Below are 21,154 nucleotides of genomic sequence, written 5' to 3'. Positions count from 1 at the left end.
CGACCTGCGAAGTCGCGCCGTTATCATGACGGCGTCCCGCCTCGATGCCCTGGTGTCGCCCGTGTCGAAGCGCAGGTCACGTCAAGGCCAATGAACAGAAAAAAGATGGGGGTTCGGGGGAATTCATTCCCCCGACCTTTCAAATAACCCAGCTTGCCTTCCTCTTCTCCAGGAAGGCTCCAATCCCTTCCCTACCCTCTTCCGAGGCGCGGCGCTCGGCGATGCGCCGGCTGGTCTCCGCGGAGAGCGCCGCGTCGACGGGTCGGCCTTCGGCGAGGAAGACCAGGTCCTTGGCGGCCGCGATGGCGCCGGGGGCGTTGCGCAGCAGGCTGGCGACGACGGCCTCGCCGGTCGCGGCCAGCTCGGGCTCGGGGACCACCTGGTGCAGAAGGCCGATGTTCTGGGCGGTCTCGGCGGAGAAGACCTCGGCGGTCAGGAACAGCCGGCGGGCCTGGCGGGGGCCGATGGCGGCGATGACGTAGGGGCTGATGGTGGCCGGCGTCAGGCCGAGCTTCACCTCGCTCAGGCAGAAGCGCGCGGCCGGGGTGCCGATGGCGATGTCGCAGCAGGCCACCAGCCCGACGCCGCCGCCATAGGCATTGCCCTGGACCAGCGCGACAGTCGGCTTGGGCAGGCGGTCGAGCGCGTGCATCAGCTTCGCCATCTGCGCGGCATCGGCCTCGTTCGCGGCCTGGCTTTGCGTCGCCATGCGCTTCATCCAGCCGAGATCGGCGCCGGCGGAGAAGCTGCCGCCGGTGCTGGCCAGCACCACGACGCGCACCTTGGGGTCCACGGCCAGGCGGGCCAGGGTCGCGTTGAGCTCGGCGATCAGCGCGTCGTCGAAGGCGTTGTGCCGATCCGGGCGGTTCAGCGTCAGGGTGGCGACGCCGCGGGCATCGATCGCCTCGAGCAGCAGGGTCATTTTTCTTCGGTCTCCCTCGGTCGGGGCGGAGCCTATGGCGGGGCCGGGCTTCCGCCAAGCTGGGGGCGGCCGCTATCCTGGCGCGGCATGACCGTCCTCGACGAGACCGACCGCGCCCTGCTCTCCCTGCTGCGGGCCGATGCCCGGCAACCGCTGACCAGCCTGGCCGCGGCGCTGGACCTGTCGCGCGCGACGGTGAAGGCGCGCATCGACAAGCTGCTGGAGCGCGGGGTGATCCAGGGCTTCACCGTGGTGCTGCGGCCGGAGGCGGAGATCGCGCCGATCCGCGCCATCACCATGGTGGAGATCGACGGCAATGCCACCGACCGCATCACCCGGCGGCTGCAGGGCCTGCCCTCGGTGACGGCGATCCATGCCACCAACGGCCGCTGGGACCTGGTGCTGGAGCTGGAGGTGGCCAGCCTCGAGGCCTTCGACGCCGCGCTGCGCGAGATCCGCCAGATCGAGGGCGTGGCGAACAGCGAGAGCAACCTGCTGCTGGCCCGCCGCAAGGGTTGACGATTCGCACATTGTGACACTGCGCTTTGCGCGGTCGACCGCCCGCATTGCGCAAAATACCGTCTGCCAATTGAACACCCCGTCCATCATATTCCCGCTCCCCCGGGATCGGGCTGGATGGAGGACGAAATGCTGCAGATTGTTCGGACCCCTGGCTCTCAGGCTTCGCTGCCGATGACCTATGGCGCGACGATGGATCTCGGCGCCAGCCGCCGGGGTGCCGCCGGCGGGCCGCTGGCGCTGCGCGGCGCCGGCATCCTGGGCGCGCTGGGCGCGGGCGCCGCCGACCGCGGCGACGTCATGCCGGCCGAGAGCCTGGCGGTGGCCGGCGCCGATGCCGGGCATGCCGCGCATGCGCTGCCGCGGATCGCCGGCTGGGTGCAGGCGGTGCGCGCCCAGGCGGCGGCGATCCTGGCCGAGGGCGGGCTGCCGGTGCTGCTGGGCGGCGACCACAGCCTGCCGATGGGCTCGGTCGCGGCCAGCGCCGACCATGCCGCGCTGCTGGGCCGGCCGCTCTTCGTGCTGTGGATGGACGCGCATGGCGACTTCAACACGCCGGCGACCAGCGGCACCGGCAATGTGCACGGGATGAGCCTGGCCGCCCTTTGCGGCGAGACGGGCCTCGGCGCCGTCTGGGGCGAGGATGCGCCGGCGGTGGTCGACCCGACCCGCGTCATGGTGCTGGGCGCGCGCGACCTGGATGCCGGCGAGGCGGCGCTGATGGCGGCGCGCGGCGTGCAGGCGGTGTCGGTGGCGGCGCTGCGGCGCGACGGGATGGCGGCGCTGGCCGGCTTCCTGGACCGCCTGGCGGCCGAGGACGGGCTGCTGCATGTCAGCTTCGACATCGACGTGGTCGACCCGGCCCATGCGCCGGGGACGGGCACGCCGGTGGCCGGCGGGCTGGAGCCCGCCGAGGCGGCCGAGGCGCTGTCGATGCTGGGGGGCAGCGGGCGGCTGGTCGGCCTCGACATCGTCGAGGTCAATCCGGCGCTGGACCAGCAGCACCGCACGGCGCGGCTGGCGGTCGGGCTGATGCGCTACCTGTTCGGCACCAGCATGGACTGGCTGCGCCAGGCGGCCTGACGCAGCGTTCCGGCCGGGGCCGCCCCATCGAGGGCGGCCCCAACCGGAAAAAATCAGGCGCGCATGATTTCCGGGGGCGCGGTGCGGGCGCGCTTGGCCAGCAGCTTGTTCAGCGCATGCACATAGGCGCGCGCCGAGGCGATGATGGTGTCGGTGTCGGCGCCCTGCCCGTCCACCAGCTTGCCATTCTCCTCCAGCCGCACGGTGACGCGGGCCTGGGCATCGGTGCCGCCGGTGACCGACTGCACCGCGTAGAGCTTCAGCACCGCGCTGTGCGGCACCACCTGCTGCAGCGCGTTGAAGGTGGCGTCCACGGCGCCGTCGCCGCCGGCCACCGCCTCGACCTTCTCGCCGTCGATCTCGACCGCCAGCGACGCGGTCGGGCGAGTGCCCATGCCGGTGGCGACGGTCAAGGCCAGCAGCTTCATGCGGTCCTGGGCGCGGACCACCTCGTCATCGACCAGCGCGACGATGTCCTCGTCGAAGACGGTCTTCTTGCGGTCGGCCAGGTCCTTGAAGCGGCGGAAGGCGTCGTTCAGCTGGTTGTCGCCCAGGCTGTAGCCCAGCGTCGACAGCTTGTCGCGGAAGGCGGCGCGGCCGGAATGCTTGCCCAGCACCAGCGAGTTGGTCGCCCAGCCCACCGATTCCGGCGTCATGATCTCGTAGGTGGTCTTGTCCTTCAGCACGCCATCCTGGTGGATGCCCGATTCATGCGCGAAGGCGTTGCGGCCGACGATCGCCTTGTTCGGCTGCACGTCGAAGCCGGTGATGGTGGCCAGCAGGCGGCTGGTCTTCAGGATGTTCGTGGTGACGATGCCGGTGGTGTAGGGCATGACATCGGCGCGGGTGCGCAGCGCCATGGCCACCTCTTCCAGGCTGGCATTGCCGGCACGCTCGCCGATGCCGTTGATCGTGGCCTCCACCTGGCGGGCGCCGGCATCCAGCGCGGCCAGGGTGTTGGCGACCGCCAGGCCCAGGTCATCGTGGTTGTGGGTGGAGAAGATCACGTCGTCGGCGCCCGGCACGCGCTCCCGCAGCATGGCGAAGATGCGCGCCATGTCGGCCGGCACGGCATAGCCCACGGTGTCGGGGACGTTGATGGTGGTCGCCCCCGCCTTGATCGCGGTCTCGACGCAGCGGCACAGGAAGTCAGGATCGGTGCGGCTGCCATCCTCGGCCGACCATTCGACGTCGGCGACATGGTTGCGGGCCAGCTCCACCGACTTCTGGATCGCCTCCAGCACCTCCTCCGGGCTCATGCGCAGCTTGACGCGCATGTGCAGGTCGGAGGTCGACAGGAAGATGTGGATGCGCTGGCGGGCGGCGGCCTTCACCGCCTCGACCGCGCGCAGGATGTCGCCGGGGGCCGAGCGCGACAGGCCGCAGACCACCGGGCCGTCCTTGGCGAAGCGCTGGGCGATGGACTGCACGCTCTCGAAATCGCCCTGGCTGGCGATCGGGAAGCCAGCCTCCATGACGTCGATGCCCAGCTCGTGCAGGGCCTCGGCCATGCGCAGCTTCTCCTCCAGGTTCATGGAGAAGCCGGGGGACTGCTCGCCATCGCGCAGCGTGGTGTCGAAGACGATGACGCGCTTATCGTCGATGGTGCCGAAGCTGGGGTGAATGATGGCCATGAGGGGCGTTCCTTCGTTCTGACTTTACCGTTTCCGTCACAAGCGCGCGCGGCGCCAGGGGGTCCCCCTGAGCGATGCCGGCCTGGTCAGCCGGGCGTCACGCCCAGGGGCGGGTAAGTCGAAGGAGAAGGAGGCCGGTAAGCGCGCGCAGGCCGGCAGCGGCGGAGCCGTTCTGCAGGTCAGCGGTGCGCGCGGGGGCGTTCATGGGCCGAGGTTAGGCGTGTTGCGTTGCAAGAAGCAAGGGGGCAGAGGCAGGCCAGGGGAATGAATTCCCCTGGACCCCTTCTTTTTTCTGTCTGGCTGCCGCGCCCAGGTGGCGAGGCGGGCCGCGACAGCCACGCAACAGCGCGACCTGTCAGTGCGTGATTAAATTATAAAAATATGCCCCGCCTGGACAGATTCGCGACGCAGGTGGTGCGGCGCTGGTCTCGCAATGGCCGGTGATCAGAAAAAAGATGGGGGCTTGGGGGAATTCATTCCCCCAACCTTCGTCTGCCTAGCCTTGCTCAGGCGGATGCGTCTTCCACCAATGCTTCGCGATCTCTTCCCGCGTCGCGACCCAGACGTCGCTGCGCTTCGCGACGTGGTCCATGAACCGCGCCAGGGCGGCGGCGCGGGCGGGGCGGCCGACCAGGCGGCAGTGCAGGCCCACGCTCATCATCTTGGGGGACGTCTCGCCTTCCTTCACCAGGAAGTCGAAGGCGTCGGTCAGGTGCTGCTCGAAGCCGTCATTGCTGGTGAAGCCCGGCGGCACCGCGAACTTCATGTCGTTGTTGTCGAGCGTATAGGGGATCACCAGCATCGGCTTGCCGTCGACCGGGACATAGTAAGGAAGATCGTCGTCATAGGCGTCGCTGTCATAGAGGAAGCCGCCATGCTCGGCGACCAGGCGGCGGGTCTGCTCGCTGATGCGGCCGGTGTACCAGCCGACCGGCGGGCGGCCGGTCAGGCGGTCGATGGTGGCCACGGTCTCGGCGATATGGGCGCGCTCGGTGGCCTCGTCGACATGCTGGTAGTTGATCCAGCGCCAGCCATGGCTGGCCACCTCGTGCCCGGCGTCCACGAAGGCGCGGGCGGCGGTGGGGTTGAGCTCGAGGGCGCGGCCGACGCCATAGACGGTCAGCTTCATCCGGCGCTCGGCGAAGAGGCGCAGGATCCGCCAGACGCCGGCGCGGGCGCCGTAGTCGAACTGGCTTTCCTTGCCGATGTCGCGCATCCCCAGGACGGGGCTCCCCCCTGGGGTCTCGTTCAAAAAGATCTCGCTGCCGGCGTCGCCGTTGAGGACGGTGTTCTCGCCGCCCTCCTCGTAGTTCAGCACGAAGGACAGGGCGAGCTTCGCACCCCCCGGCCATTGCGCGTCGGGCGGGGTCGGGCCGTAGCCCAGGAAGTCGCGCGGATAGCCGCTGTCGGGGGCGAGCTTGCTCATGACCCTGAGCCTGCCGCGCCCCCGGCGGCCCGGTCAATCGCCGCTGTCGGGGGCCGCGGCGGGCTTGGGCGGATGCACCAGCGACTGGATGAAGCCCAGCTTCGCCACCACCGCCGGCGAGATGACGAAGGGATACAGGTCCGGCGTGCCCATGCAGCGGTTCAGGCTGTTCACCGCGGCGGTCAGCGGCACCCAGGCCTCCATCACCGGCTCGATCTCGGTGGCGCGATAGGGGTCGAAATCGACCTCGCTGGTCAGCTCGCCGCTGCGGTCGGCGCGGGGGTCGATGCCCAGGCCGAAGGCGCGCGCCATCTCCAGCGTGTCGACGATGTGCAGGTAATGCGCCCAGGTCTCGGCGAAATCCTCCCACGGATGGGCGGTGGCATAGGTGCTGACGAAATGCTCCTGCCAGTCCGGGGCGGCGCCCTGCTCGTAATGGCGCTGCAGGGCGGCGCCGTAATCCTGGCTGTCATCGCCGAAGACCGCGCGGCATTCCTCCAGCCGGCCGCCATCGCGCACCAGCCGGTCCCAGAAGTAATGCCCGGCCTCGTGCCGGAAATGGCCCAACAGGGTGCGATACGGCTCGCCCATGGCGGTGCGGCGGCGGGTGCGCTCGGCATCGTCGGCCTCGACCAGCGCCAGGGTGATCAGCCCGTTGTCATGGCCGGTCATCACCTTCCCGCTGCCATCCGGCGCATCGGCCAGGAAGTCGAAGGCCAGGCCGTTCTCCGGGTCGTCGACCCGGTCGGACATCGGCAGGCCGAGGCGCAGGAAGCCGTAGAAGGCGCGGCGCTTGGCCACCTCGATCTTGCGCCACTGCGCCAGGTGCTGCGGGTCGGACAGGTCGGGGATGGTGCGGTTGTAGCGGCAGGCGGGGCAGAACCCCTCCCCGCCCTCCGGCACCAGCCAGTTGCAGGCATCGTGCCGGGCATTGTCGCAGAAGCGGTACAGCGCCTCCGGCTCGGCCCGCGGGTGCCACAGCTGCGGCGCGGCGGCGGCGGTGCCGGCCTGGGCCGCCGCATCGTCGCCCATCGCCTGCTGCTGCGCGCCCGCCTCGGCCGTGGCCTGGACCACGCCGCCATCCGGCTCCACTGGGTCCAGCGCGGTCAGGCGGTTGCGGCCGGGCAGATAGCCCACCGTCGCCCCGCAGCGCATGCACTGGGTGTTCTCGAAATACAGGAGCTGGCCGCAAACCTCGCAATTGAACAACCGCATGCCAAAACTCCCTCCGCCTGCGCCCTGCACCAACGGGGGATGCATGGCGCAGTTGCAGAGGGCCAGAAAAAGCGAAGGCCGGGGGAATGAATTCCCCCGGACCCCCATCTTTTTCCTGGCTGTTGGCGCCTCAGGCCAGAGGCGGGGCGCCGGGCAGGCTCAGTTCTTGGCCTTGTCGACCAGCGCGCCCTTGGTGATCCAGGGCATCATCGACCGCAGCTTGGTGCCGACCTCCTCGATCGGATGCTCGGCCAGGCGGCGACGGGTCGCCTTGAAGCTCGCCTGGTTGACCTTGTTCTCCAGCATCCAGTCGCGGGTGAACTTGCCCGACTGGATGTCGGTCAGCACGCGCTTCATCTCGGCCTTGGTCTCCGAGGTGATGATGCGCGGGCCCGTCACATACTCGCCGTACTCGGCGGTGTTGCTGATCGAGTAGTTCATGTTGGCGATGCCGCCCTCATAGATGAGGTCGACGATCAGCTTCACCTCGTGCAGGCACTCGAAATAGGCCATCTCGGGGGCATAGCCCGCCTCGACCAGCGTCTCGAAGCCGGCCTTGATCAGCTCGACCAGGCCGCCGCAGAGCACGACCTGCTCGCCGAACAGGTCGGTCTCGCACTCTTCCTTGAAGGTCGTCTCGATGATGCCCGAGCGCCCGCCGCCGACGGCCGAGGCATAGGACAGCGCGATCTCCAGCGCATTGCCCGACGGGTTCTGGTGCACGGCCACCAGGCAGGGCACGCCGCCGCCCTTCTGGTACTCGCCGCGCACGGTATGGCCCGGGCCCTTCGGCGCGATCATGAAGACGTCGATGTCCGACCGCGGCTCGATCAGGTTGAAATGCACGTTCAGGCCATGCGCGAAGGCCAGCGCGGCGCCTTCCTTCATGTTGGCGTGCAGCTGGTCGCGATAGAGGTCGCCCTGGCCCTCGTCGGGGGTCAGCACCATCACCAGGTCGGCCCACTTGGCGGCCTCGGCCGGGGACAGCACCTTGAAGCCGGCGGCCTCGGCCTTCTTCTGGGACGGGCCGGGACGCAGGCCGATCACGACATCGGTCACGCCGGAATCGCGCATGTTCATGGCATGGGCGTGGCCCTGGCTGCCGAAGCCAATCACCGCAACCTTCTTGCCCTTGATCAGGCCGACATCGGCATCGCGGTCGTAATAAACGCGCATCTGGCGCACTCCCCTAGGGTTTGGAAATCATGGCGCGACGGAGGGGGCGGCCCCCCTCGCCGCTTCAGCCGGTCAGGCTCGAGGTGCCGCGGGCGATCGCCACGGCACCGGTGCGGGACACTTCGGCCAGGCCGATCGGGCGCATCAGGTTGATGAAGGCATCCAGCTTCTCGCCGCTGCCGGTCATCTCGAAGACGAAGCTCTCGGTGGTGGCGTCCACCACCCGGGCGCGGAAGGCGTCGGCCAGGCGCAGCGCCTCCTGCCGGGCGGAGCCGGAGCCCACCACCTTGATCAGCGCCAGCTCGCGGTTCAGGTGCGGGCCTTCCAGGGTCAGGTCGGCGACCTTGTGCACCGGCACCAGACGGTCGAGCTGCGCCTTGATCTGCTCGATCACCATCTCGGTGCCCGAGGTGACGACGGTGATGCGCGACAGCCGGCCCTCGGCATCGACGGGGGCCACGGTCAGGCTGTCGATGTTGTAGCCGCGGCCGGAGAACAGGCCGATGACGCGGGCGAGGACGCCGGCCTCGTTCTCCACCAGCACCGCGATGGTCGCGGCGCGCTGCGTCATGTCGGAAGCGTCGGGCATGGAAAGTCCTGCGGAAAGGTCTCGGTCGGGGCGAAGGCGAGGCGGAACGGCGCGGCCGGTCAGACCAGCGCGGTGCCCTCGTCGGTGACGCCCCGGCCGCCGGAGATCTGGTTGGAGGCCAGCAGCATCTCGTTATGCGCCGCCCCCGACGGGATCATCGGGAAGACATTCTCCTTCTCGTCGACGGAGACATCGACGATCACCGGGCGGTCGATGGCGATCATCTCGCGGATCACCCGGTCCAGGTCATCGGCCTTCTCGGCCCGCATGCCAACGCCGTGGAAGCTTTCCGCCAGCTTGACGAAGTCGGGCAGCGCCTCGGAGTAGCTCTCGGAATAGCGGCCGCCATGCAGCAGCTCCTGCCACTGCCGCACCATGCCCATGTACTGGTTGTTCAGGATGAACACCTTCACCGGCAGGCGGTACTGGGCCAGCGTCGCCATCTCCTGGATGTTCATCAGGATCGAGGCCTCGCCGGCGATGTCGATGCACAGCGCCTGCGGATGCGCGACTTGCACGCCCATCGCCGCCGGCAGGCCATAGCCCATGGTGCCGAGCCCGCCCGAGGTCATCCAACGGTTCGGCTTGTCGAAGCCGAAATACTGCGCGGCCCACATCTGGTGCTGGCCGACCTCGGTGGAGATGAAGGTCTCCCGCCCGCTTTCCTGGGTCAGCTCGAACAGCCGCTTCACCGCATGCTGCGGCTTGATGATGCTGCCTTCCTGGACATAGGCCAGGCACTTCTTGCCGCGCCATTCGTCGATCTGGCGCCACCACTCGGCCAGCGCCGGGCGGTCCTGCTCGGCCGGGCTCGCCTCCCAGGCGGCGATCAGCGCGCGCAGGGTGGCGGCGGCGTCGCCGACGATGGGCACCTCCACCTTGACGTTCTTATTGATCGAGGACGGGTCGATATCGGCGTGGATCTTCAGCGAGGTCGGCGCGAAGGCGTTCAGCCGCCCGGTCACCCGGTCGTCGAAGCGGGCGCCGATGTTGAACATCACGTCGCACCCATGCATGGCGAGATTCGCCTCATAGGTGCCGTGCATGCCCAGCATGCCGAGGAATTGCGGGTCGCTGGCCGGATAGCAGCCGAGGCCCATCAGCGTGTTGGTGATCGGCAGCCCGGCCATCCGGGTGAACTTGGTCAGCAGCGCCGAGGCCTCGGGCCCGGCATTGATCACGCCGCCGCCGGCATAGACCACCGGGCGCCTGGCGCCCTTCAGCAGGGCGACGGCCTTGGCGATCTGCGCCGCCTCCGGCTCCACCTGCGGGCGGTAGGAGCGGTGCTCGGTCTCGGGCGCCGGGGTGTAGCGGCCCTTGCCGATCAGGATGTCCTTCGGCAGGTCGATCACCACCGGCCCGGGCCGGCCGGAGCGCGCCACGTAGAAGGCCTCGTGCACCGTCTCGGCCAGCTTCTCGATCTGCTTGACCAGGTAGTTGTGCTTGGTCGCCGGCCGGGTGATGCCGGTGGTGTCGGCTTCCTGGAAGGCGTCGTTGCCGATCAGATGGGTCGGCACCTGGCCGGTCAGGCAGACGATGGGGATGCTGTCCAGCAGCGCATCGACCAGGCCGGTCACCGCATTGGTGGCGCCGGGGCCGGAGGTGACCAGCACGCAGCCCACCTTGCCGGTGGAGCGGGCATAGCCTTCCGCCGCATGCACCGCCGCCTGCTCGTGGCGGACCAGGATGTGGCGGATGGCGTTCTGGTTGAAGATGGCGTCGTAGATCGGCAGGACGGCGCCGCCCGGATAGCCGAAGATAACCTCGACGCCCTGTTCCTTCAGCGCGCGCAGGACGATCTCGGCACCCGTCAGGGACTGGGTGTCGGATGCGGCGGGAAGGGTGGCGGAGGACATGATGCTGCCTGGCTTTCCTGTGATGGGCTGGCCGCCGCGATCTGCCGCATGCTGCCATGCGTCGCTTGCGTCCAGCGTTTCCGGGACCCCGATCTACGCTCGCTCTCCCGCCGCGTCAACGCGCGAACAAACAAAAGCGAAAATTTCCTGCCTTTGACTTTCTGAAAATTGCTTCAGATCCCTGACTCGCGCATGGATCGTATGCGTCTGCCGGGGGGCATCCTCACCGGGCACCAGGGTCTGGTGGCGGAACCAGGTCGCCTGCCGCTTGGTGTACTGGCCGGTGACCAGGCAGGCGCGGCGCCCGGCCTCCGCCATGTCGATGGCGCCGTCCAGCATCGCCGAGAGCTCCGGCACGCCATGCGCCCGCATCGCCGGCAAGGCGGGGTCGAGCCGCCTCGCCCGCAGCGCCTCGACCTCGGCCACCGCGCCGCCGGCGATCATGCCGGCCCAACGTTGCGCAATCGCTTCCCGCAGGGCGTCGCGCGGCGGGTCCAGGCGGATCGCGGCAAACCGCCAGGGCGCCGGGGCGCCGCCCGATTCCGCCTGCCAGGCCGCCAGCCCCTTCCCCGTGCCGCGCCAGACCTCGAAGGCGCGGGCCAGGCGCTGGCTGTCGGAGGGGCGCAGCCGCGCTGACGTCACGGGGTCCACCTCGGCCAGCCGGGCATGCAGCGCCGCCGGGCCTTCCTCGGCCAGCAGCCCCCGCGCCTCGGCCCGGGCCTCGGCCGGGATCGGCGGCACTTCCGCCAGCCCTTCGGCGAGAATGCGGAAATACATCCCCGTGCCGCCGCAGAGGATCGGCAGCTTGCCCGCCGCCCTGGCCGCGTCCATTTCCGCCAAAGCCCGGCCGCGCCACCAGGCGGCGCTGGCGGCAGCACCCGGGTCGCGCTCGCCATAAAGCCGGTGCGGGACAGCCGCCTGCTCGGCCGCCATTGGCTGCGCCGTCAGCACCTCGAGCCCGGCATAGACCTGCATGCTGTCGGTGTTGATCACCACGCCGCCGCAGCGCTCGGCCAGGCCCAAGGCGAGGGCCGACTTGCCGCTGGCGGTGGGACCCGCGACGAACAGGGCGAAAGGTTGATCCGTCATGCGGCCGCGGGCATCTTCCGCCCCGCATGCAGCACCTGCTCACCCTGATCGCGCCCGCCGGCACCCTGCCGGCGACCCTGGCCAGCCGCGTCCGCGACGCGCTGGCCGCCCTCGGCGCCACGACCGGCGCCCCCGACTGGCTGGCCGAGGCCGAGGCCGTGGACCTGCCCTTCGACGGCCTGGCCCCGGAGCAGGCCGAGGCCGCCGCCCGCCAGGCGCTGGACGGCGCGGCGGTCGACACCGTCGCCCAGGCGGTGGAAGGCCGCCGCAAGCGGCTGCTGATCGCCGACATGGACAGCACCATCGTCACCAGCGAGACGCTGGACGAGCTGGCCGCCTATGCCGGCTTCGGCGAACAGGTCGCCGCCATCACCCGCCGCAGCATGAATGGCGAGATCGATTTTGCCACCGCGCTGCGCGAGCGGGTGGCCATGCTGAAGGGTCTTTCCCTGGATGCCCTCAAGGCGACCTGGGCGCAGACCCATCCGATGCCGGGCGCGGCCGAGCTGGTCCGCACCATGCGCGCCAACGGCGCCCATTGCGCGCTGGCCAGCGGCGGCTTCACCTGGTTCACCGGCCGGGTCGCGGAAAAGCTCGGATTCAGCAGCCACCACGCCAATGTGCTGGAGGATGACGGCACGGTCCTGCTCGGCACGGTGACCGAGCCGGTCTTCGACCGCGACGCCAAGCTGACCACGCTGAAGCGGCTCTGCGCCGAGCTCGGCCTGCCGCTCTCGGCCGCGGTCGCGGTGGGCGACGGCGCCAACGACCTGGCGATGATCGGCGCGGCCGGCCTCGGCGTCGCCTATCACGCCAAGCCGATCGTGGCGGCGACCGCCAGGGTGCGGGTGGATCATAACGACCTTCGGGCCCTTCTCTTCGCCCAGGGGTATCGCCGCGCCGAGTTCGTCTCGTAAAGCCGCGGCCACGAAAAAGGGGGCCGCGAGGCCCCCTTCCCTGTTCGAACTGACGAAAAAATCAGCCCGGGCTGTTGCCGCGCTCCGGCGCGATGCGCAGCGGCACGAAGCGCTGGCCCTGGCCATTCTCGATCAGCATCAGCGCGCTGGGGCGGTTCTGCCGGCGCAGCCGGGTCAGCTGCTCCTGCACTTCCTGCGGGTTGGTGACGCGGTTCTGCTGCACCTCGACGATCATGTCGCCGGCGGTGATGCCGCGCTCCGCCGCATTGCTGCCCGGGGTGACCTCGGTCACCACCACGCCGCGGGCGTCGTCGCGCAGGCTGAAGCGCTCCTTCACCTCGGCCGACAGCGCCGCGACCTTCAGCCCCAGGCCCGACAGCTCCACCACCGCGCCGGGGCGCGAGGGGGTGGCGGCCGGGGCGGAAGCCTGCTGCGGCTCGTTCGGCAGCTCGGCGACGGTGATCTCCAGCTGGTGCTCGCGGCCGCCGCGCCAGACGGTGACCGGCGCCTTGGTGCCGACCGGCGTCTCGGCGACAATGCGCGGCAGGTTGCGCATCTCCCGCACATCCTGGTTGTTGAAGCGCAGCACGACGTCGCCGTTCTGGATGCCGGCCTTGGCCGCCGGGCCGTCCTCCTGGGCGCGGGCGACCAGGGCGCCGCGGGTGCCGCCCTGCAGGCCCAGGCTCTCGGCGATCTCGTCGGTGACCTGCTGGATGTTCACGCCGACCCAGCCGCGCCGCACCCGGCCGCCGTCGCGCAGCTGCGCCACGACATTCTTCGCCAGGTTCGACGGAATGGCGAAGCCGATGCCGATCGAGCCGCCCGAGGGCGAGACGATGGCGGTGTTGATGCCGATCACCTCGCCGCGGACATTGAACAGCGGGCCGCCGGAATTGCCGCGGTTGATGGCGGCATCCGTCTGGATGAAGTCGTCATAGGGGCCGGCATTGATGTTGCGGCCGCGCGCCGAGACGATGCCAGAGGTGACCGAGCCGCCGAAGCCGAGCGGATTGCCGATGGCCAGCACCCAGTCGCCGACCTCGGCATGGTCGGAATCACCGAACGGCACCACCGGCAGCGGCTTCTCCGACTTGACCCGCAGCACGGCGAGGTCCGTGCGCGGGTCGACGCCCACCAGCTCGGCCCGCAGCGTGGTGTTGTCCTGCAGCACCACGTTGATCTCGTCGGCGCCGTCGATGACGTGGTTGTTCGTCACGATGATGCCGGAGGCGTCGATGATGAAGCCCGAGCCCTGGCTCTGCTGCCGGCGCGGCGGCTGGCCGGGGCGGGCATTGCCGCCGCCGGGCGGGCGGTTGCGGTCGAAGAAGTCGCGGAACAGCTCCTCGAAGGGGCTGCCCGGCGGCGCCTGCGGCATTTCCGGCGCATCCGGCCGGCCGGCGCGGGCCTGCAGCGTCTGGCTGGTCTGGATATTGACCACCGAGGGCAGCAGCCGGCGCGCCAGCGGCGCGAAGCTCTCCGGCGTCGCCGCGACCGGGGCCGGCGCGGCGTTGGGCGCCGGCGTCGGCGGCTGCGCCGGGGTGGCGGCCGGCGGCGCGGCCGGGGAGGACTGGGCCGAGGACTGCGCCAGGGCCGCGCCAGAAACGGCGAGCGGCGCCGTCAGCACGGTGGCGCTCAGGAGGAGGGTGGCGAGACGCATCGGGCAAACCTCGCTTGCAGCGAACAGGATCCGGGCGGGAAGCCGCACGGCGATGAAACCGACATAAGGCCGCCCCGGCATCACAGGAAGGGGACGGGCGGCAGCATGGCGGGGAAAAGCTGCGGCAAAAAGCCTCCCTGCAGCTTTCGTGACCCAAGATGGAGGCCCTGCCATGTGGCCGGGGGCATGCCCAGGGCCATCCCGGGCGGCGCGGGCATGCTGCCACGCCATCCCTTGAGGGACCGCGAAGGCTTTCGCTCAGCGCGTCAGCAGGGTGGCCACGCCGATGCCGAAGGCGGCGACCACCAGCCCGACCAGCCGCAGCCGTTCGGGCGCCAGGGCCAGGGTCGAGGCCAGCATGCGCCGCATCGCCTCGGGGAAGGCGGCGTAGAGCAGGCCCTCCAGCGCCAGGAAGGCGCAGGCGCCGGCAAGAAGCTGCAAAAGAGTCATGCGTGAAGGCGGCCCGGGCGGCGTGGCGCCGCCCGGGCCTTCTCTCTCAGTTGGCCGGGGCCGGGGCCGGGGTCACCGGTGCCGGAACCACCGGCGCCGGCGTGACCGTCAGCCCGGGCAGCGGCGTGCCCGGCTGGCTCTGCCGGAAATACCGGAAGAACTCCGAATCCGGGGTCAGCACCAGCCGCGTCTCACCCTCCGAGAAGGCCGCGCGATAGGCCTGCATCGAGCGGTAGAAGCTGTAGAACTCCGGATCCCGCTGGAAGGCGTCGGCGAAGAGGCGGATAGCCTCCTGCTCGCCCTGGCCGCGCAGCGTGTCGGCCTGGGCCTGGCTTTCGGCCAGGATGACCGTGCGCTCGCGCTCGGCGCCGGCGCGGACGCGGGCGGCCACCTCGGCGCCCTCGGCGCGCGCCTCGCGGGCGACCCGCTCACGCTCCGACTGCATCCGCTGCAGGATCGCCTGGGTGTTCTCCTCCGGCAGGTCGGCGCGGCGGATGCGGACATCCTCCACGGCCACGCCGAAGCGCAGCGCCTCGTCGTTCACCTGGCGGCGGATCTCCGTCATGATCCGCGAGCGGTCGGCCGAGAGCACCGCCAGCAGGCTCTCGCTGCCCAGCACGCGGCGCAGCGACGAGACCACGATCGAGGACAGCCGGGCGCGGATCCCCGCCTCCTGCGCGCCGACCGTCTGGAAGAACAGCAGCGGGTCGGTGATGCGGAAGCGGGTGAAGCTGTCCATGATCAGCCGGCGCTGGTCGCCGAGGATGACCTCCTCGCCGCCGGCGTCGAAGTCGAGCAGCCGGCGGTCGAAGCTGATCACCGTGTCGACGAAGGGCAGCTTCACATGCAGGCCCGGGTCGTTGATCACCCGCACCGGCTGGCCGAAGCGCGTCACCAGCACCTGCTCGGTCTGGTAGACGGTGAACAGCGAGGAGGCGGCGGCCAGCAGCGCGATGGCGGCAGCGCCCCCCAGCAGCATCAGGCGGTTCATCGGGCGCCTCCCTGCGGCTGGGCGCGCGGTGTCGGCGGGTTCAGCACCTGCGGCGGCACCGGGGCGCGGGCGGCGGGCGCCGCGCCGGACGGGCGGCCACCGTCAAGCGGCAGATACGGCACCACGCCCTGCAGCCGGTCGTCGATCACCAGCTTCGGGTTGTGCCGCAGGATCTCCTCCATGGTCTCCAGGTAGAGGCGGCGGACGGTGACGTCCTTCGCCACCTGGTAGGCCGCCAGCACGCTGGTGAAGCGCGCCGCCTCACCACGGGCGCGGGCGACCTGGCTTTCCTTGAAGCCCTCGGCCTCCTGGATCATCCGCTGGCCCTCGCCGCGGGCGCGCGGGATGATGTCGTTGCGATGCGCTTCCGCCTCGTTGCGCATGCGCTCGCGATCGGCATTGGCGCGCTGCACGTCGCGGAAGGTGTCGATGACCTCGGCCGGCGGGTCGACCTTCAGCAGCTGCACCTGGGTCAGCTCGATGCCGGACTTGTACTGGTCCAGGATGAACTGCACGCCGGTGCGCACCCGCTGCTCGATATCGGCGCGCGCCTCGGTCAGCGCCGGCTGGATCGGCGTCTGGCCGACCACCTCGCGCATCACGCTCTCGGCCGCCGACTTGACCGTCTGGTCCGGGTTGCGGGTGTTGAACAGGTATTCGCCGGCATCGCGGATCTGCCAGAAGACGGCGAAATCGATGTCGATGATATTCTCGTCGCCGGTCAGCATCAGGCTTTCCTCCAGCACGTCCCGGGCGGAGACGGGGCGGGTCAGCGGCGTGTCGTTCGCCGCGCGGAAGCCGATGTCGATGCGGTTGATGCGGGTCACCCGCGGCGTCGTGACGCTTTCCACCGGCCAGGGCAGCCGGTAGCGCAGGCCCGAGGGCTCGGTGCGGTGGAAGGCGCCGAAGCGCATCACCACGCCCTGCTCGTCCGGCTGCACGCGGTAGATGCCGCTGGCCGCCCAGGCCAGCAGCAGGGCGCCGAGGCCCAGCCCGATCCAGCGGCCGCTGCCGCCGCCGGGGGCGAATTGCCGCCACATCTCCTGCGCGCGGCGCATCGCCTCGTCCAGGTCAGGCCCGCCCGAGCCGCCGCCGGGTCCACGGCCACCGCCGCCACCCTGAGGCGGCTGACCCCAAGGCCCGCCGGGACGTGGATTGCCCCATGGGCTGCCTCCCTGGCCAGATCCGCCATTCGAATTCCACGGCATCGTCTCGGTGCGCTCCCCTGTGCTCGTGCTTCCGGCCGAGGGCGCTTGCGCACGAAGCGTGCATGGGCGAACAGGGCCGGACCATATGTCGCCCTGTCCGGGCCGGACGCAATGCATGGGCAAAGCGTAACCAGCGGGGGCGGGGCCGATATTGTCCGGCTGAAGGGGGTTTTCAAGCGATGTCCGACACTCTGGCGGCCACCGTGCGCCAAGCCCTGGCCTCGGTGCGCGATCCGGCGACCGGCCAGGACGTGGTCGCCAACGGCATGCTGCAGGGGCTCTCGGCCCGCGACGGGCTGGTGCAATTCGCCCTCGCCGTGCCGCGCGAGCGCGCCCGCGCCCTGGAACCGCTGCGCGCGGCCGCCGAAAAAGCCGCCGGCAGCGTCCCCGGCGTGCTCTCGGCCACCTGCGTCCTGACCGCCCATCGCGACATCCAGACCGGGCCGGCGGCCGGGGCCCCGCCGGCGCCCCATTCGCACGGCCCCGCCCCGGGGACCGCCCGAGCCACCCGCCCGACCCCCGGCCAGGGCCAGATGCTGCTGCCCGATATCGGCGCCATCCTGGCCGTCGCCTCCGGCAAGGGCGGCGTCGGCAAGTCGACCACCGCGGTCAACCTGGCGGTGGCCATGGCGGCCTCGGGCCTCGCCGTCGGCCTGCTGGACGCCGATATCTACGGCCCCTCCCTGCCGCAGATGCTGGGCACCAGCGCCCGCCCACGCTCCGCCGAGGGCCGCATCCAGCCGATCGAGGCCTGGGGCCTGAAGGCCATGTCGATCGGCTTCCTGGTCGAGCAGGAGACGCCGATGATCTGGCGCGGCCCGATGGTGATGGGCGCGCTGGAGCAGATGCTGGGCCAGGTCGACTGGGGGAAGCTGGACGTGCTGGTGGTCGACATGCCGCCCGGCACCGGCGACGCCCAGCTGACCATGAGCCAGCGCGTGCCGCTGGCCGGCGCCGTCATCGTCTCGACGCCGCAGGACGTGGCGCTGATCGATGCCCGCCGCGGCATCCGCATGTTCGAGAAGGTCCAGGTCCCGGTGCTGGGGCTGATTGAGAACATGTCGTTCTACTGCTGCCCGCAATGCGGCCATCGCAGCGAGCCCTTCGGCCATGGCGGGGCGCGGGCCGAGGCCGAGCGCATGGGGGTGGAATTCCTCGGCGAGCTGCCGCTGAAGCTGGAGATCCGCGAATTGTCGGATGCCGGCACCCCCGTCGTCGGCGCCCGCCCCGACAGCCACGAGGCTGCGACCTACCGCCAGATCGCCGCGCGCCTGCGCGAGAAGCTGGGCCAGCGCCGCCCCGCCGCCGCGCCCCGCTTCGTCGTGGAGTGACCGCCGTCTCGCAAGCGTGACGGTCCCGGGCCTTCCCGGGGACGGAGGGCGCGGCCAGCTTGCCGCGGCCAAAGCCCCCAGAGGAACCGCGCCCGCCATGCTGCGCCGCCTGCTGCTGCCCGCCCTGCTGCTTCTCGCGGCCCTGCCCGCCCGCGCCGACGACGCCGTGGAGGCCATCGACCGCGCCCGCCAGCTCTACGCCACCGGCGACCTGAAGGGCGCCGCCACCGAGCTCACCTACGCGCTGCGCGAGGTCGATTCCCGCCGCCGGGCGCAGTTCCTGGCCTTCTTCCCGGCCGCCCCCGCCGGCTGGACGCTGGAGCCGGCCGAGGCCGACAATGCCGGCGCCGCCCTGGCCAGCCAGATGATGGGCGGCGGCGTCATGGTCGAGCGCCGCTACGCCAGCGCCACCGGCGAGGCCGGCATCAAGGCGCAGATCATGGCCGATTCGCCGATGGTCCAGGGCCTGTCGGTCATGGTCACCAACCCGATGATGATGCAGCCCGGCGACCGGCGCATCCGCATCGGCGGCGAGAACGCCCTGCTCCGCTTCGACGCCGAGCAGAAATCGGGGGAGATCACCCTGGTCAGCGGCGGCAGCCTGATCAAGCTGGAGGGCGAGGGGCTGGCGAATGCCGATCAGCTGACCGAGCTGCTGAAGCGCTTCGATCTGGGCCGGATCAGGGCCGCGAGATAGGGCCACGGCGGCCCGCGGCCCTGGCGCGGCGCGACCGTTGTGCAGCGCGACATCCCTCTGGCAGCATGCTAGTGCGGAGGCCGGCATGACGGGTCGGGAGTTGCTGATGGATGCTGGCTATGTTCCGCCCTACCCGCCCCGCCCCTCCGGCGCGCTGTCGACGCTGAGGATCGTGCGCGAGGCCTCGCGCAACCTGCTGGCGGTCTGGCCGGACCGGGCCTTCGAGTGGAAGCTGTTCTCCTACACCGTGCTGCGGCGGCAGATCGTGGTCTGCAACAGCCCCGAATCCGTGCAGCACGCCTTCATCGAGCATGCGGCCAACTACCACCCGAAATCGATCGAGCAGAAGCGCGCGCTGGCGCCGCTGCTGGGCGACGGGCTGTTCATCAGCGAAGGCAAGCTGTGGAAGGAGCGCCGCCGGGTGGTGGCGCCGGTCACCCATGCCTCGCGCATGGCGGGGCTGGCGGTGGTGATGTCGGAGGCGGCGCAGGAGCAGCGGGAGGCCTGGGCCGCGCTGCCGGATGGCGGCAGCGTCGACGCGCTGGAAGCCATGGCGGCGCTGACCGCCAAGATCATCTGCCTGGCGCTGTTCGGCCGCGACCTCGGCGCCCGCAACGCCCAGACGGTGGTCGAGGCCTTCACCGAGTACCAGGCCTCGATCGAGACCATCAGCCTGCTGTCGATGCTGGGCTTCGGCCAGCTGCTGCCCAACCTGCGCTGGCTGCGGGCGCGGCGCGCCACGGCGCGGATCCATGCGGTGGTCGACCGCCTGATCGCCGACATCATGCAGGGCGGCAGCGGCGGCGAGGCCTCGCTGATCCGCGCCATGGCCGAGGGGGTCGACACCGCCACCGGCGAGGGCATGGGGCCCGTCGCCTTCCGCAACGAGGCCGCCACCCTGTTCATGGCGGGGCATGAGACCACCGCCAACACCCTGGCCTGGGCCTGGTTCCTGCTGTCCCAGGCGCCGGAGGTCGAGGCGCGGCTGCATGCCGAGCTGGACGCCGTGCTGCCCGCCGACCGCCCGGCGCAATGGGGCGACCTGCGCAACCTGCCCTACACCAAGGCGGTGATCGAGGAGACGCTGCGGCTGTATCCGCCGGTGCCGCTGCAGGCCCGCACCGCGGTCGCGGCCGACCAGATCGGCACCCGGCCGGTCGCCGCCGGCGCCACCGTCATGGTGGTGCCCTGGCTGCTGCACCGCCACCGGCGGCTGTGGGACCGGCCGGACCATTTCCTGCCGGAACGCTGGCTGCCCGGCGGCGGCGCGCCGCCCTCGAAATACGCCTATGTGCCCTTCAGCATCGGGCCACGCATCTGCCCCGGCCTGTCCTTCGGCCTGACCGAGGCCATCCTGTGCCTGGCGACCCTGGCCCGGCATGTCCGGCTGCGGCTGCAGCCCGGCGTCGACGTGCAGCCGGTCTGCCGGCTGACGCTGCGGCCCGGCGACAGCCTGCCGATGCAGATCTTCCGGCGGTGACGCCGCGCAGGGCCGTGCCGCCGCCGATCCCCGGCGGCTGGCGCGACTGGCTGCGCGACGCGCCGCTCGGCCTGGTCAACGTCGCGGTGCATGGCGCGCTGCGGCTGCTGCCGGTCGAGGCGGTCACCGCAGTGGGGTCCTGGCTCGGGCGCCGCCTGGTGCCGCGGCTGCAGGCGATGCGCCTGGCCCGAGCCGGCGAGCATCTCCGCGTTCTGCGCCCCGACCTAGTGGATAATCCGGCGGCGCTGCGGCGGATGGCCGGCAGCCTGGGCGCCGTGCATGCCGAATTCGCCATGCTGGAGCGGCTGGGCCCCGCCGGCCGCGTCGAGGTGGAGGGTGCGGCGGCGCTGCAGGCCGCGCGGGCCGCCGGCCGGCCGATCCTGATCGCCGGGCTGCATGTCACCAACTGGGAGGTGCTGCCGGCGGCCCTGGCGCGGCTGGGCCTGCCCTGCGCGATGATCTACGCCCCGCCGCGCAACCGCTTCACCCATCGCCTGGCCATCCGGGTGCGCAGCCGGCTGGGCACGCGCTGCGTCCCGCCGGACCGCCTCGCCGCGCGCGAGGCGCTGCGCGTGCTGCGCGCCGGCGAGGAATGCATGCTGATCTTCGTCGATGAATTCTCGGGCGGCCGGGTGCAGGCGCCGCGGCTCGGGCGCACAGCGACGCAGACCGGCAATATCGGGCTGGCCTGCCGCCTGGCGGCGATGACCGGTGCCCTGGTCTTCCCTGGCCATGTCGAGAGGCTGCCGGCGGGCCGCTTCCGCGTGGTGCTGGCGCCGCCGCTGGAATTTTCCGACGCCGCGCCGCTGGAGGCCCGGGTGGCAGCACTCGAGGCCCGGCTGGCGCCGGTCATCCTGCGCTTCCTGCCCGACTGGTATTTTTTACTGTTGCTCCGCCGCGACCGGTAGCGGCGT

19 protein-coding genes are annotated in these 21,154 nt (G+C 71.0%); 7 read left to right on the top strand and 12 right to left on the bottom strand.

Annotation, left to right across the window (positions count from 1 at the left end):
• Positions 1-139: 139 nt before the first annotated feature.
• The gene (locus tag GVN67_RS07630; RefSeq protein ID WP_159994429.1) at positions 140-922 is read right to left on the bottom strand and encodes an enoyl-CoA hydratase-related protein; all 783 of its coding nucleotides are present in this window, start codon (positions 920-922) and stop codon (positions 140-142) included.
• Between the two features lie 87 nt (positions 923-1,009).
• On the opposite strand from GVN67_RS07630, the gene GVN67_RS07625 reads away from it, so the two are divergent.
• Together GVN67_RS07625 and GVN67_RS07620 are read left to right on the top strand one after the other, a co-directional pair.
• Positions 1,010-1,441 carry an Lrp/AsnC family transcriptional regulator gene (locus GVN67_RS07625; RefSeq protein WP_159994427.1) on the top strand — a complete coding sequence of 144 codons (432 nt, stop codon included), beginning with the start codon at positions 1,010-1,012 and terminating at the stop codon, positions 1,439-1,441.
• A gap of 174 nt (positions 1,442-1,615) precedes the next feature.
• Positions 1,616-2,524: an arginase gene (locus GVN67_RS07620; protein ID WP_159994425.1), complete on the top strand. Its 909-nt coding sequence runs from the start codon at positions 1,616-1,618 to the stop codon at positions 2,522-2,524.
• A gap of 53 nt (positions 2,525-2,577) precedes the next feature.
• On the opposite strand, the gene GVN67_RS07615 is transcribed toward GVN67_RS07620, so the two are convergent.
• The 7 genes from GVN67_RS07615 to miaA all read right to left on the bottom strand — a co-directional run bounded on the left by GVN67_RS07615 (position 2,578) and on the right by miaA (position 11,509).
• On the bottom strand, positions 2,578-4,158 hold the full coding sequence (locus tag GVN67_RS07615) for a 2-isopropylmalate synthase (RefSeq protein ID WP_159994423.1): 1,581 nt from the start codon (positions 4,156-4,158) through the stop codon (positions 2,578-2,580).
• A gap of 496 nt (positions 4,159-4,654) precedes the next feature.
• Complete coding sequence (gene puuE, locus GVN67_RS07610; protein WP_159994421.1) at positions 4,655-5,584, bottom strand: allantoinase PuuE; 930 nt, start codon at positions 5,582-5,584, stop codon at positions 4,655-4,657.
• 33 nt (positions 5,585-5,617) lie between these two features.
• A complete protein-coding gene (locus tag GVN67_RS07605; RefSeq protein WP_159994419.1) occupies positions 5,618-6,799 on the bottom strand; it encodes a putative zinc-binding metallopeptidase in 1,182 nt (393 codons plus the stop codon).
• 159 nt (positions 6,800-6,958) lie between these two features.
• The gene (gene ilvC / locus GVN67_RS07600) at positions 6,959-7,975 is read right to left on the bottom strand and encodes a ketol-acid reductoisomerase (protein WP_159994417.1); all 1,017 of its coding nucleotides are present in this window, start codon (positions 7,973-7,975) and stop codon (positions 6,959-6,961) included.
• A gap of 64 nt (positions 7,976-8,039) precedes the next feature.
• Positions 8,040-8,564 (bottom strand): acetolactate synthase small subunit, encoded by a 525-nt coding sequence (ilvN, locus tag GVN67_RS07595; protein WP_159994415.1) that lies wholly within the window; start codon positions 8,562-8,564, stop codon positions 8,040-8,042.
• Positions 8,565-8,623: 59 nt separating this feature from the next.
• Positions 8,624-10,420: an acetolactate synthase 3 large subunit gene (locus tag GVN67_RS07590; RefSeq protein ID WP_159994413.1), complete on the bottom strand. Its 1,797-nt coding sequence runs from the start codon at positions 10,418-10,420 to the stop codon at positions 8,624-8,626.
• A 93-nt stretch (positions 10,421-10,513) separates the two neighbouring features.
• Positions 10,514-11,509, bottom strand: coding sequence for a tRNA (adenosine(37)-N6)-dimethylallyltransferase MiaA (gene miaA / locus GVN67_RS07585; RefSeq protein ID WP_159994411.1), 996 nt, complete (start codon positions 11,507-11,509; stop codon positions 10,514-10,516).
• Between the two features lie 26 nt (positions 11,510-11,535).
• Here miaA and serB point away from each other — a divergent pair, with 26 nt between their 5' ends.
• Positions 11,536-12,426: a phosphoserine phosphatase SerB gene (gene serB, locus GVN67_RS07580; RefSeq protein ID WP_159994409.1), complete on the top strand. Its 891-nt coding sequence runs from the start codon at positions 11,536-11,538 to the stop codon at positions 12,424-12,426.
• 61 nt (positions 12,427-12,487) lie between these two features.
• Here the strand turns inward: serB and GVN67_RS07575 are convergent, their stop codons facing one another.
• The 4 genes from GVN67_RS07575 to hflK form a co-directional block, all read right to left on the bottom strand.
• Positions 12,488-14,083 (bottom strand): DegQ family serine endoprotease, encoded by a 1,596-nt coding sequence (locus GVN67_RS07575; RefSeq protein WP_159994407.1) that lies wholly within the window; start codon positions 14,081-14,083, stop codon positions 12,488-12,490.
• Between the two features lie 258 nt (positions 14,084-14,341).
• Positions 14,342-14,533 (bottom strand): DUF2065 domain-containing protein, encoded by a 192-nt coding sequence (locus tag GVN67_RS07570; RefSeq protein WP_159994405.1) that lies wholly within the window; start codon positions 14,531-14,533, stop codon positions 14,342-14,344.
• 46 nt (positions 14,534-14,579) lie between these two features.
• The gene (gene hflC / locus GVN67_RS07565) at positions 14,580-15,524 is read right to left on the bottom strand and encodes a protease modulator HflC (RefSeq protein ID WP_159994403.1); all 945 of its coding nucleotides are present in this window, start codon (positions 15,522-15,524) and stop codon (positions 14,580-14,582) included.
• A complete protein-coding gene (gene hflK, locus GVN67_RS07560; protein WP_159994401.1) occupies positions 15,521-16,732 on the bottom strand; it encodes an FtsH protease activity modulator HflK in 1,212 nt (403 codons plus the stop codon). The genes hflC and hflK overlap by 4 nt, the downstream gene beginning before the upstream one ends.
• A gap of 179 nt (positions 16,733-16,911) precedes the next feature.
• Here hflK and GVN67_RS07555 point away from each other — a divergent pair, with 179 nt between their 5' ends.
• From GVN67_RS07555 to GVN67_RS07540, 4 genes are all read left to right on the top strand, one after another.
• A complete protein-coding gene (locus GVN67_RS07555) occupies positions 16,912-18,063 on the top strand; it encodes an Mrp/NBP35 family ATP-binding protein (protein ID WP_159994399.1) in 1,152 nt (383 codons plus the stop codon).
• A 97-nt stretch (positions 18,064-18,160) separates the two neighbouring features.
• On the top strand, positions 18,161-18,760 hold the full coding sequence (locus tag GVN67_RS07550) for a hypothetical protein (RefSeq protein WP_159994397.1): 600 nt from the start codon (positions 18,161-18,163) through the stop codon (positions 18,758-18,760).
• Positions 18,761-18,845: 85 nt separating this feature from the next.
• Positions 18,846-20,240: a cytochrome P450 gene (locus GVN67_RS07545; protein ID WP_235035090.1), complete on the top strand. Its 1,395-nt coding sequence runs from the start codon at positions 18,846-18,848 to the stop codon at positions 20,238-20,240.
• Positions 20,237-21,148 carry a lysophospholipid acyltransferase family protein gene (locus tag GVN67_RS07540; protein ID WP_159994395.1) on the top strand — a complete coding sequence of 304 codons (912 nt, stop codon included), beginning with the start codon at positions 20,237-20,239 and terminating at the stop codon, positions 21,146-21,148. The genes GVN67_RS07545 and GVN67_RS07540 overlap by 4 nt, the downstream gene beginning before the upstream one ends.
• The last annotated feature ends 6 nt before the right edge of the window (positions 21,149-21,154 follow it).

Origin of the sequence: Roseomonas sp. 18066 (assembly GCF_902706185.1) — a bacterium.
In the GTDB taxonomy this organism is placed as follows: domain Bacteria; phylum Pseudomonadota; class Alphaproteobacteria; order Acetobacterales; family Acetobacteraceae; genus Pseudoroseomonas.
Note: the sequence above shows the minus strand (reverse complement) of the source record. Positions and strands in the feature narration are given on the sequence as shown.